Consider the following 12292-nt stretch of genomic DNA (forward strand, 5'->3'; position numbering starts at 1 on the left):
GGGTTAGGGAAACTGGCGTGACACTGTCACCGAAAAACCCACTCCTGCAGGGCCTCGGACATCAGTTCGCCGAGCAGCGTGACCGCGGCGGAATGGGGTTCCTGACGCGGGGTTTGTTGCAGACTGACGGCCAGGTTGCCGGGGGATGGCAGTGATCCGCCGGCGGGGCGCAGATTGCCTGGCATGCCGATGCGGCTGCGTACCGTCAGTCCCAGGCCGGCCTGCACCGCCGCCCAGATGCCGCTCAGGCTGTGGCTGACGAACACCACCTGCCAGGGGATCCCTGCGGCATCGAGACAGGCAATAGCGCGGGAACGCATCAGGCACGGGCTGTCGAACATCACCAGCGGCAGCGGCTCGCCGGACGCCAGCCGCGCGCGAACGTCAAAGTCAGGATGCGCAATCCACGCCAGCGGGCAGCGACCCAGCCCAGGGCCCTGATCTTCGGTTTGCCACAGCAGCGCCAGATCCAGCGTCTGCTCCGCCAGCGCCTGGCGCAGCGGGCCATTGCGATCCACCCTGGCGACGATCCGCACCTGCGGATGGTGGCGGGTAAACTGCCCAAGGATCCCCGGCATTAGCGATTCGCCAAAATCTTCCTGCATGCCAAGGTGAATTTCGCCAGTGAGCCGTTCGCCCTGCAGCGCGCGCAGGGTTTCATCATTGAGCGCCAGCAGCCGTCTGGCGTAGCTCATTAGCTTTTCGCCCTCCGCGGTCAGCGCCAGGTGACGCCCCTGTTTAACCACCAGCGCGACGCCGCACTGACTCTCCAGCTTTTTGAGCTGGGCGCTGACGGCGGAGGTGGAGCGCGCCAGACGCTGCGCCGCCAGGGCGAAGCTGCCGAACTCCATGCCGGTCACAAAGCTGCGCAGGGCGTCGAGATCGAGGCCGGGTAAGCGTTTCTCCATTATCATCCTTATTACCGGGACGTTGGATTCTGGCGGTTGCCATTATCGGGACCTTACTGTGGCATCGCGGCGGGCAGGCGTCAACGGACCCTGCGGCGAGAAGCGTAGAAGCGCGCGCCAGTCGTGCAGGCAGGCATAAAAAAAGCCGATAAGGGAACTTATCGGCTTAGTGCAGGCAGGGCTGGCCGCTGAGCGGGGCGACAGGCGCCGCCTCGCTCAGGCAGATTATTGCGCCAGCAGCTCCTGAGCGGTGCGCTCCACCAGGCTCAGCAGGACCTTCACATCATCCAGCGTCACCACCGGGTTCAGCAGGGTCAGCTTCAGGCAGGTAACGCCGTTATGCTCGGTCACGCCAACGTTGGCGCGGCCGGAAGCCAGCAGGGCGTCGCCGACGCGCTGGTTGAGCAGGGCGATAGCCGCCGCGTCGCTCTGCGCCATCTGCGCCGGACGAGAACGGAACAGCACGCTCGCCAGCTGCGGCTGCATCACCAGCTCCAGCGTCGGCTGCGACTTCACGTACTCCGCGACGTTTTTCGCCATGGTGACGCCGTGATCGATGATCGCCGCATACTGTTTCTGCCCCAGCGCTTCGAGGCCCATCCACAGCTTCAGGGCATCGAAGCGGCGGGTGGTCTGCAGCGATTTGGAGACCAGGTTCGGCACGCCGTGTTCTTCATCGAACTCGGAGTTCAGATAGGCCGCCTGATAACGCATCAGCTCGTAATGGCGTGCATCCTTCAGCAGGAAGGCACCGCAGCTGATGGTCTGGAAGAACTGCTTGTGGAAGTCCAGGGTAACGGAATCCACCAGCTCCAGACCGTCAAGATAGTCGCGATACTGCTCAGACAGCAGCAGCGCGCCGCCCCAGGCCGCGTCAACGTGCAGCCAGATCTGATGCTCCGCGGCGATACCAGCGATGTCGCGCAGCGGGTCGATAGCCCCCGCGTCGGTGGTCCCGGCGGTGGCGACGATCGCCATGATCTGTTCGCCGTTAGCCTGCGCCTGCGCAATCTTCGCCTTCAGGTCGGCCACGTCCATCCGCGCGAATTCGTCGGTTTTCACCAGCGTAACCGAGCGGTAGCCGAGACCCATCAGCGCCATGTTCTTCTGCACCGAGAAGTGGGCGTTTTCCGAGCACAGCACTTTGTACTGGCGGATATCCCCCGGCAGTCCATCCTGCTGGATGGAGTGTCCCTGACGGGCGAAGAAGGCGTCGCGCGCCAACATCAGGCCCATCAGGTTGCTCTGGGTGCCGCCGCTGGTGAAGACGCCGGCGTCGCCTGCCGGATAGCCGACCCGCGCGCGCAGCCACTCGATCAGCTTCATCTCAATGATGGTCGCCGACGGGCTCTGATCCCAGGAGTCCATGCTCTGGTTGGTGGCGTTGATCAGCACTTCCGCCGCCTGGCTAATCACCAGGCTCGGGCAGTGCAGGTGCGCCACGCACTGTGGGTGATGCACCGACAGGCTGTCTTTCAGGAAGTACTCGATCGCACGATCAATCGCCGCCTGGTTACCCAACCCCTGTTCGTTAAATTCAAGGGAGATACGCTCACGCAGTTCGTCAACGCTTTTCCCCTGATACATCTCAGGTTGCTTCAGCCACTGCACAACGGCCTGACTGGTCTGCTCGATAACCTGCTGATAGGCCTCAACGCTCTGCGCCGAACCAGCAAGAATCGGATTCAATGTGGACATGGTGGTCACTGACTCCACTCAGACCGGTTTCACACCGGCGGCCAGCAGGGCCTGTTCAAATTTGTCGAGGAACACATTCAGTTCCGCGTCGCTGATCAGCAGGGACGGCAGCAGGCGCAGCACGCAACCGTGACGGCCACCGCGCTCCAGAATCAGGCCCGCTTCGAAGCATTTCTTCTGCAGCAGGGCAGAGAGTTCGCCGTCAGCCGGGTAGCAGCCCATGTGATCCTGCGCGTCGTTCGGCTTGACGATTTCGATACCGATCATCAGACCGAGACCGCGAACGTGGCCAATGACCGGGTAGCGCTTCTGCAGCTCCGCCAGTTTGCCTTTCAGCCACTCGCCCTGGGCGGCGACTTTGTCGGCAATGTTGTTGTCGCGCAGGTGGCGCAGGGTGGTCAGGCCGGTAGCCATCGCCAGCTGGTTGCCGCGGAAGGTGCCGGTGTGGTGACCCGGTTCCCAGGCGTCGAACTGCTTTTTAATGCCCAGCACCGCCAGCGGCAGACCGCCGCCAACCGCTTTCGACATCACGATGATGTCCGGCTGAATACCGGCGTGTTCGAAGGCGAAGAATTTACCGGTACGGGCAAAGCCGGCCTGCACTTCATCAACGATCAGCAGAATGCCGTGCTCTTCGGTCACTTTGCGGATGCGCTGCAGCCACTCGACCGGCGCCGGGTTCACGCCGCCTTCGCCCTGAACGGCTTCGAGGATCACGGCCGCCGGTTTACGGACGCCGCTCTCCACGTCGTTGATCAGGTTTTCGAAGTAGTAGGTCAGCGCTTTGACGCCGGCTTCGCCGCCGATGCCCAGCGGGCAGCGGTACAGGTGCGGGTAAGGCATAAACTGCACTTCCGGCATCATGCCGTTGACCGCCGCTTTCGGCGACAGGTTGCCGGTGACCGACAGCGCGCCGTGGGTCATCCCGTGATAGCCGCCGGAGAAGCTGATCACCGACGTACGACCGGTGTATTTTTTCGCCAGCTTCAGCGCCGCTTCCACGGCGTCAGCGCCGGAAGGACCGGTGAACTGCAGGCAATACTCTTTCCCTTCGCCCGGCAGGCAAGAGAGCAGGTATTCGGAGAAACGATCTTTTAACGGAGTAGTCAGATCGAGAGTATGTAACGGCAAGCCGCTGGTAATGACACTTTGGATGCTCTGCAATACATCAGGGTGGTTGTGGCCCAGAGCGAGAGTACCGGCGCCGGCGAGGCAGTCCAGGTACTGTTTGTTATCCGCATCCGTCAGCCACACGCCTTCAGCTTTAGTGATAGCCAGCGGTAACTTACGCGGGTAACTCCTGACATTCGATTCGAATTCGGCCTGACGGGCCAAAAAGGTTTCGTTGTTTGCGTCTAATAAATCGGCACGTAAAGTATCAATACGGACTTTATCCGTCATCATATCACTCCCACAACCAGCATTGCGGTTGAACGCTGGTTGAATAATTGGTGTAAGGAATTGAATTGGCATTCATAAAGCGCGCACAATATATGGCTTTTTAAATCCGCATTCAACGTTTTATTGATTGCGTTATTTTGACGTTATTCTTACCGGGGTAAAAATTAACGTAACCTGCTGAATTATAATAAAACAACCCTGAGTAACGATAACCCTTTAAAGTGTAATTATTAGTGAGAAAGTCTCTATATTTTTATTGCCGCTGCGTTAAAGCGCTGACGGAAAGCCTTCCGTCAGCGATAGCAAGAGTCAATGCAGCTCAACCGCATAATTTGTTAAAGGTGTAACTTTTTTCACCAACTTATTGTTATATAAAAACTGTTCGTAAGTGTCGTAGCGCGCTTTATCCAGCGCCGCCGGATCGGCGGCGAACAGCGGCACGGTTTGCAGCCACGCCTGATGGTTAAGCTCGGTCTTCAGCTCCGGATGCGCGGCGGCGAACGCCTCCCAGCTCTCCTGCGGATGCGCGCGCAGGTAGCTGACCCCGGCCTGCAGGGCGGTGAGGAATTTACGGATTTTCGCCTCATGAATCGCGTCGCGGTGGGCGACAATCACCAGCTCGTCATAGGCCGGTACGCCATAATCCTCAACGTTCATCACCACCGGGGCTTTGCCCTGCAGCTTCAGCTCCTGCGCTTCTATATTACGATAGCCGCCGATGACCGCGTCCACCTGGCCCGTCAGCAGAGCGCTGGTCAGCTGAAAATTGACGTTGACCAGCTTGATACTGGCCGGATCGATCCCCGCATGCTGCGCCATGGTCGACAGGGTGGCCTGCTCAATGCCGCTGACCGAGTAACCCACCTTCTTGCCTTGCAGATCCGCCGGGGTTTTGATCTGCTTATCCAGGGCGATCACCGTGTTCAGCGGCGAGCCGATCAGGGTGCCCACGCGCACCAGCGGTAACCCTTCGTCAGCGAAGAAGTGCACCTGCGGCTGGTAGGTGATGGCCAGGTCCGCCTGACGGGCGGCCACCATGCGGGGCGGCAGCGCCGGATCCGACGGGGGGACAATCTTGACGTCCAGACCCTGGGCCTTAAAGGCGCCGATCTGCTCGGCCACCATAATCGGCGCATGGTCGGGGTTAATATACCAGTCCAGTACCAGGGTGAGCGGTTCATTGGCCAGCGCATGACCGCTGAGCAGCGCCGTCAGGGTTGCTCCGGCGAAAAGCGACGTTTTCATCTGTTTTCCTTTATTACTTCATGATTATTCCGGCGACCAGTCGATCAGCCGGTGCAGCAGGGTGTCTACCGCCAGCCACAGGAAGAGGGTCAGCAGCACTAAAATAAACAGCGCGGCGAAGCAGATATCGGTTTGCAGCCGCGCGTTGGCATTGAGCATGACGTAGCCCAGCCCCTCGGCGGAGCCGACCCATTCGCCGATAATGGCGCCGATGGGGGCCACCGCCGCCGCCATGCGCAGGCCCGAGCCCAGCGCCGGCAGGGCGGCCATCAGGCGGACATGCCGCAGCTGAGCGCCGAAGGAGGCGTTCATGCTGCGCGCCAGATCGAGATACTCGTGGTTGACCCGTCGCAAGCCGTCAAAGAAGGCGGACGTGACGGGAAAGAAAATCACCAGCACCGCCATCGCCACTTTGGCGCTCATGCCAAACCCCAGCCACAGCACCAGCAGCGGGGCGAGGGCAAAGACCGGGATCGCCTGGCTGGTGAGCACCAGCGGCATCAGCCAGCGCTGCAGGCGCGGGGAGAGGATCATGCCCAGCGCCAGCGTGACGCCGAGCGCCACCCCTAGCGCCAGGCCGCTGAGGATCTCGCTCAGGGTAATCAGCGTGTGCCAGCCGAGATAGGCGCGATTGACCCACAGCGCCTCGGCGACCGCCGCCGGGGAGGGTAAAAGAAAGTGCGGAATGCCGCTGCGGCTGGCCAGCCCCCAGAGAAGCATCAGTCCGCAGAACACCATGCCGCCGCGCCAGAGACGTCCAGTCATGAGTGGGCCCTCATCAGCTGCTGCAGCAGCGCCGCCTGGGCGTTCAACAGCTCGGGCGCATCCGGCGCGCGCGGAGGCGCGCCGGTGAGGTGATGGCTGTCGTCGATCTCCCCGTCGGCGGCCGAGAGGACCAGCAGACGGTGGCTCAGCCGGCAGGCTTCCAGCGGATCGTGGGTGATCAGCACCACCGTGCGCCCCGCCAGCAGAGTGGCCGCGAGGGTCTGAATACGCGTGCGGGTGAGGGTGTCCAGCGCTGAGAAGGGCTCATCCATCAGCACGATGGGCCGGTCCTCATACAGGGTGCGGGCCAGCGCGGCGCGCTGACGCATCCCGCCGGAGAGCGTCGCCGGCCGGGCGTCGGCGCTGGAGGCGAGCCCCACCTGTTCAAGCAGGGTGGCGACCCGGGCGTGATCCACTTTCTCACCGCGCAGCCGCGCGCCGAGGGCGACGTTCTCCCGAACGCTCAGCCAGGGGTAAAGCAGGTCTTTCTGCCCCATCCACGCCAGGCGGCCGGGTATCGGCTTTCCGTCGCTGGCGACCACTTCCCCGCGGGTGGCGGGGGCCAGGCCGGCCATGACCCGCAGCAGGCTGGTTTTACCGGCCCCGCTGGCGCCGAGCAGCGACACCCACTGGCCGCCGGGGACCGTCAGCGACAGGTTATCGAACAGGCGGCGGTCGCCGAAATGGAGGCTCAGCTTACGGACCTCGATACCTGGCGCCGTCACGCCCGGGACTCCGCCGCGGCGTTGAGCCCCATCTGCCAGAACTGCGCCTCCAGGCGGGTGGCGGTGGTGAAGATGTCGCTCAGCCCGGCGAGGCGGGCCTCGCTTCCGCGCTGTTGCCACACGGTCTCCAGCAGCGCCAGCGCGGCGCTGACGCCCTGCAGATAGCCTTCATCGCCATAGTTACGGATCCACGAGGCGTAAGGATTATCCTCCAGTCGGGTGGAGGGGTGATGCAGCAGGCCCAGACCGATTTCGGCGTAACCCGCCACGCAGGGCATCAGGGCGACCAGCAGATCCAGCGCGTCGCCTGAATGACCGATATCCAGCACGTAGCGGGTGTAATTGATGGTTTCTGGCGCTTCGGGCTGGGCGGCCATCTCCGGTTCGCTAATGCCCCACTGGGCGCAGTAGCCGACGTGCAGCGGCACTTCGTTAAGGATGGCGTTCATGGAGGCGGCCGCGGCGCGCATCTCCGGCAGCGTGCGCAGTTTACTCACCAGCAGCGCGTAGCTGCGGGCGAAATGGATCAGAAACAGATAATCCTGGGTCAGATAGCGACGGAACGCGCTTTTCGCCAGGGTGCCTTCGGCAAGCTGCTGGACGAAAGGGTGCGCCACATAGTGCTGCCAGTCAGCGGCGGCCAGCTGGCGTAAACGGCCATAAAGACCTTGGCTAAACGCGGGAACAATCACAGGACCTCCATTTATGCAGGGGAGATCCGGGCGTGCAGGGGTGTGAACAGGCAATGGCGGTAATGCTGGCAAAATTGCCGACCCGTCCCTTCGCTGGCATGACCCAGATCAGGTTCAAAGGGTTCGGCTTGCGCCATCTCAGCCCTCACGGGACACCCCTCGGTAGCGCTATGTTATACGACATTCACCTTATGAATACAATCATCGCGCCGTCCGGCGGCGCGAAGGTGTTTTTCTGTGACGGCTAGCTCTTTTTTGTACAAAAATACCCGAAAAACAGGCCGCTGCGCGTTGGTGAGGGTTCTCCGGTTACGTTATATTTTCATTATTCCGTTGTAATAATCCTGTTCGCCACGCGTGTCGTGCGCGCCCCAACGCCCTGGAGTGAGCATGAAATTCCCGCTGTCCGCGCTGGCGCTTCTGTTCCTGTTGTGCCCGCCTGGCGATGCCGCCGATCTCTTCGATGCGGAAGATAGCATGCTCGACATGAGTCAGTATCTGGCGGAAAACCGTTACGGTTTTCTGCCGGTGCCGCTGGCGATAACCGAGCCGGCGATCGGCTATGGCGGCGGACTGTTTGGCCTGTTTTTACACGGTAAAGGCAGCCGGGAGGGCGGGCAGTTTATTCCTCCGCCGCTCACCGCTTTCGGCGGGGCCGCCACGCAGAATGGCACCTGGTTTATTGGCGGCGGCCATCGTCACACCTGGCGGCATGATCGCATTCGTTACCTGGCGGGAGCCGGCTACGCTAACGTCAATCTGGATATCTATTCCGGCGACATCGGCGGCTTCAGCCATGCTAAACCGGTGCAGACGCAGACCAAAGGGGTCGCCGCGCTGCAAAAGCTGCTGTTTCGCGTGGGCGATACGCCGGTGTTCCTCGGGGCCTCCCAGGTGTATGCCCGGGCGGATGTCGCTTTCGATAATCCGCGGGTCAACCGGGTCTGGCAGCAGGTGCTCGGGCAAAACAGCACCTCTTCGGCGCTGGGGGTGGTGGCGGAATATGACACTACCGATAATATTTTCTATCCTCAGAGTGGGTTAGCGCTGAAGGGCGAATATCGGTTTTTCCGTTCGCTGCTCGGGGGCGATTATCACTACAACACGTTTTCGCTGGACGGGAAGGTGTTTATTCCGCTCAGCCAGACGCTGACCCTGGCGATCGCGGGCAATTATCAGTCCTTAACCCACCATGATAAGCACCTGATGCCGATGGCGCGTCCTTACATCGCGCTGCGTGGGATTTCGCGCTACCGCTATCAGGGCGACTACGTGGCCACGGCGCAAACCCAGCTGGCCTGGGCCGTCACTCCGCGCTGGATCCTGCAGGGATTCGTTGGCGCCGGGAGCGCGGCGGACGCGGCGGAAACGCTATGGGAACAGTCAGAGGTGGCATGGGGGGCCGGTTTTCGTTACCTGATCGCGCGACAGTACGGTTTGCGTACCGGGATTGACGTGGCGTTCAGCGAGCATGAGCAGGCGGTCTATTTCAATGTCGGTTCGGGTTTATAACTACACATGAGAACAAAAATGAGAACATCCGGCGCGGTGTTAACGCTGCTGTTAGCGGCCTGGGGCACGTCGGCTGCGGAGCCGGACGAGAACGACAGCTATTTTCCGATCTGGGGCGATGAGGCTCGCGCCAGAGGATATTCCATTCCGTTACCCTACGGCGTCAACCTGAGCTATATGAATATCCGCCAGGATATCATGGTCGACAGTATTACCTTTTCCGGGCTTAAGCTCGGCAATCATCCCATTCCCAGCGATATGTTCGCCATCGATGCCGGACACACCCGCGAGAAGAGCAAAACCGAAAACCTGCGCCTGGATATGTGGGTCTTTCCGTTCCTTAACGTATACGGACTGGTGGGGCATACCCGCGGGTCGTCCGTCTCCCAGGTTTCAGTGGATTCAGACCCATCGCAGTTTCGCGGCCTGGATCGGGCCATCGCCGGCGCGGTTCACCAGCTTTATCAGAGCGGGAAGTTGCAGGATATTGATTTTAAGCTTGATTTTAAAGGCACCACCTGGGGGGCCGGCTTTACGCTCGCCGGCGGCTACGGCAACTGGTTTGGGTTAGTGGATACTAACTACACCCGCACCGACTTCGATATCCTCGACGGCAGCATTTCGGCGGTCACCGTCTCGCCGCGCGTCGGCTACCGTTTCAGTTTTCAGGGGATCGACGGGCCGTCCCATCTCAGCCTGTGGGTCGGGAGCATGTATCAGGACGTGCAGCAGGAGTTTAAGGGCGATCTCGCCGACCTGCACATGCCGCCAGAGCTGCAGCCCCTTATTGCCGCGGTGAATAAAGACGGCGAGGGCAAATTCGACGTTAAGCAGAAGCTGACCTCGCCGTGGAATATGCTGATTGGCGCCCAGTATGAGGTCACCAAAAACTTTAACGTGCTGACTGAATTCGGTTTTAACGACCGCAACAGCTTCTTTGTCTCCGGTGAATACCGTTTTTAACTAAAACTGCAGGCGCCGTCTGCCGGTAAGATGCGCGCTCTTTTGTTGCTGTGGAGAGGCTGTTGATGCGTAAAGCCTTATGGCTGTTATTCGCGCTGGCGCTGCCGGCGCTGGCGCAGGACCCGGTGTTGCCCGCGGTGACGGAGATCCATCCTGCGCCCACCCTGGGCGAGCTGTCGCCGCCGGAATCGCTGCGGCCATGCTGCGCCTTTGGTTACGACCTGCACGTGCGGGCGGTGGGCATTCCGATCCCGGTGTATCAGATTGGTAACGTGCTGACCCTGGATACCCTGGGCAAGCACCATTACAACGACAGCGCGCTCGGGGCGGTGAAAAATCTGCTGGGACTGAGCGAGGAGCAAAACGGGCTTATCTATACCCGTCGCGGCGGGTTTATCGATATTGCCCATGTGCGCGACACGGCGGATTACACCTTTTATCTGTTCAATCGCATTTCGCCGACGCTGGGCCAGGCGGGGCGCATATTCTACAGCGAAGAGCTGGGGGTGCGCCGCGTTCAGCTCAATGCCTTTACGCCGCCGCCGGGCGTCAGGCAACGCTATCAGCTGGCGGCCTGGCTCGCCGGGCACCTGGCCTTCGAAATCGCCCAGTGGCATGAGATCGCTCAGTGGTATGGCTTCCAGTCAGTGCCCGGGTTTTCAGAGGAGATCTCCGCGTTTTCGCCGGAGGATCTCTACTCCAACTTACTGGGCGCCAGGCTGGCGATTAATGTCATCCTTAGCGGCCACGGCGGGTCGGTGGAAGCGTATAACCGGGCCATGGAGGCGGCGCTGAAAAAGGCGCTGACCCGGCTGATGGTGGCCACGCGAGGGGAGACGGAAGCGATGTTCCAGCGGATCGATGGCGACTGGTGGAACAGTCGCCGCCGGGTGCCGGATAAGTTTCTGGTGCTGAAGCGTAATTACGATCTACAGGAAAACCGGCTGCCGACGCCGGTCCCTTTCGAAACCATGCCGCCATATCGCCTGACCATGCCGGCGCAGGTGGGGGGATTCCGCTTGCGCGACCTCGGCGAGCTGCAGATCTATCCGGGGCACGATATGCAGGCGCTGCCGGTTCCTGAGCAATACTATGGCGCTGCCGCGTTTCAGGGGCTGGCCGATCGCGCCCGCGAGGCCGATAAAACCCAGCTGGCGCGCATTGAGAAGTAGCGAGAAAGGCTCAGGGCGAGGCCCTGAGCCGGCGAATTAGCGGAAGTTGACCCAACAGGCGCCGTTGTCGGCAGAGCGTACGCAGTTTTCCACCCAGCGGACGCCGAACGCCCCGGCGCGGGCGTCCGGATACCAGAAGTCCGCCAACAGCGCCTCGTCACGCCGGTCAGCGGCGTCCATGGCGATGGCGAAGCGGCGATAGAGATTCGACCAGGCGTCGAACAGCCCCTCCGGGTGGCCACCGCCGATGCGATCGTCCTGGCGCGCCAGCGGATCAAGATAGCCCATGCCGCGCTCCAGAACGCGCGCCGGTTCGCCCTGCACCTCGTAGCGCAGCTGGTTGGGCTGTTCATCCCACCATTCAAGACTGGCTTTTTCCCCCACGATGCGCACCTTTTGCCCGTGCATGGAGCCGCAGTTAACGGCGGAGCTCCACAGCGAGCCGACGGCGCCGTTGTCATACTCCATCAGCACATGCGCGTTATCTTCCAGCGGGGCGCGGCTTTTGACGAAGCTTTGTCTGGCGCACATCAGCCGGGCGATCTTCAACTGCGGGGCCATGGTTTCGACCAGAAACAGCGGGTGAGTGGCAAGATCCCCCAGCACATAGCTGGGGCCGACGAAGCGGGGATCGACCCGCCAGCGGGTACTGGCGTTTTCCTGCTCCACCGGCTGGGCGTGGAAGCCATGAGCAAACTGCATATTGACGATACGAATGTCGCCCAGCAGTCCGTCGGCGATCATCTGCCGGGCCTGCAGGATCATCTGATGGCCGGCATAACCGTAGGTCACGTCGATGATCTTACGCTGCCGCTGGCTGAGGGCCACCAGTTCGTCCGCCTCTTCGCTGCTGAAGCACAGCGGCTTTTCACACACCACGTGCAGCCCGGCCTCCAGCGCCGCCCGACAGATGGCATAGTGAGTGTTATTCGGCGTGGCAATCGACACGGCCTGAATACCGTCCGGGCGGGCAGCCTCGCCGCGAAACAGACTCTGGTAATCGGCGTAACAGCGTGCGGGATCGACCCCCAGCTGTTGACCGAACTGGCGCCCGCGATCGGCATCAATATCAAAGGCGCCGGCCAGCAGCGCAAAGGTGTTATCGCGCAGGGCGGCAGAGCGGTGAATATAGCCGATCTGGCTGCTGCCGCCGCCGCCGACCATGCCCCAGCGCAGGGTGCGGTCGAGCGGTCTTAAACCGTTAATCATGG

General features: G+C 61.5%; 11 protein-coding genes and 1 riboswitch. Of the genes, 3 read left to right on the top strand and 8 right to left on the bottom strand.

Annotation, left to right across the window (positions count from 1 at the left end):
• Positions 1-26: 26 nt before the first annotated feature.
• The 7 genes from AC6CWS_RS20965 to tenA all read right to left on the bottom strand — a co-directional run bounded on the left by AC6CWS_RS20965 (position 27) and on the right by tenA (position 7434).
• On the bottom strand, positions 27-920 hold the full coding sequence (locus tag AC6CWS_RS20965; protein ID WP_065883651.1) for a LysR substrate-binding domain-containing protein: 894 nt from the start codon (positions 918-920) through the stop codon (positions 27-29).
• Positions 921-1133: 213 nt separating this feature from the next.
• Entirely contained in the window at positions 1134-2615 is a 1482-nt protein-coding gene (locus AC6CWS_RS20970; protein WP_072413243.1) for a pyridoxal phosphate-dependent decarboxylase family protein, read from the bottom strand.
• Between the two features lie 9 nt (positions 2616-2624).
• Positions 2625-4010, bottom strand: a complete 1386-nt coding sequence (locus AC6CWS_RS20975) for a diaminobutyrate--2-oxoglutarate transaminase (RefSeq protein ID WP_072096675.1) — start codon at positions 4008-4010, stop codon at positions 2625-2627.
• A gap of 306 nt (positions 4011-4316) precedes the next feature.
• On the bottom strand, positions 4317-5252 hold the full coding sequence (locus AC6CWS_RS20980; protein WP_065883653.1) for an ABC transporter substrate-binding protein: 936 nt from the start codon (positions 5250-5252) through the stop codon (positions 4317-4319).
• A gap of 24 nt (positions 5253-5276) precedes the next feature.
• Positions 5277-6017 carry an ABC transporter permease gene (locus AC6CWS_RS20985; protein ID WP_032452953.1) on the bottom strand — a complete coding sequence of 247 codons (741 nt, stop codon included), beginning with the start codon at positions 6015-6017 and terminating at the stop codon, positions 5277-5279.
• Positions 6014-6742 carry an ABC transporter ATP-binding protein gene (locus AC6CWS_RS20990; protein ID WP_048335802.1) on the bottom strand — a complete coding sequence of 243 codons (729 nt, stop codon included), beginning with the start codon at positions 6740-6742 and terminating at the stop codon, positions 6014-6016. Before AC6CWS_RS20990 ends, AC6CWS_RS20985 begins: the two co-directional genes overlap by 4 nt.
• Positions 6739-7434 (bottom strand): thiaminase II, encoded by a 696-nt coding sequence (gene tenA / locus AC6CWS_RS20995; protein ID WP_065883654.1) that lies wholly within the window; start codon positions 7432-7434, stop codon positions 6739-6741. The genes AC6CWS_RS20990 and tenA overlap by 4 nt, the downstream gene beginning before the upstream one ends.
• Before the next feature lie 68 nt (positions 7435-7502).
• A riboswitch (TPP riboswitch) is annotated at positions 7503-7604 on the bottom strand.
• A gap of 220 nt (positions 7605-7824) precedes the next feature.
• Between tenA and AC6CWS_RS21000 the strand changes: the two genes are divergently transcribed.
• The 3 genes from AC6CWS_RS21000 (at position 7825) to AC6CWS_RS21010 (ending at position 11081) form a co-directional block, all read left to right on the top strand.
• Entirely contained in the window at positions 7825-8946 is a 1122-nt protein-coding gene (locus AC6CWS_RS21000; protein ID WP_064154579.1) for a BamA/TamA family outer membrane protein, read from the top strand.
• 18 nt (positions 8947-8964) lie between these two features.
• Positions 8965-9909: a hypothetical protein gene (locus AC6CWS_RS21005; RefSeq protein WP_065883655.1), complete on the top strand. Its 945-nt coding sequence runs from the start codon at positions 8965-8967 to the stop codon at positions 9907-9909.
• A gap of 65 nt (positions 9910-9974) precedes the next feature.
• Entirely contained in the window at positions 9975-11081 is a 1107-nt protein-coding gene (locus AC6CWS_RS21010) for a DUF4056 domain-containing protein (protein ID WP_065883657.1), read from the top strand.
• Positions 11082-11117: 36 nt separating this feature from the next.
• Here the strand turns inward: AC6CWS_RS21010 and AC6CWS_RS21015 are convergent, their stop codons facing one another.
• Complete coding sequence (locus tag AC6CWS_RS21015) at positions 11118-12290, bottom strand: Gfo/Idh/MocA family protein (RefSeq protein ID WP_498256437.1); 1173 nt, start codon at positions 12288-12290, stop codon at positions 11118-11120.
• Between the last annotated feature and the right edge of the window lie 2 nt (positions 12291-12292).

The sequence above is a fragment of the Klebsiella sp. M041 genome, from assembly GCF_059759695.1.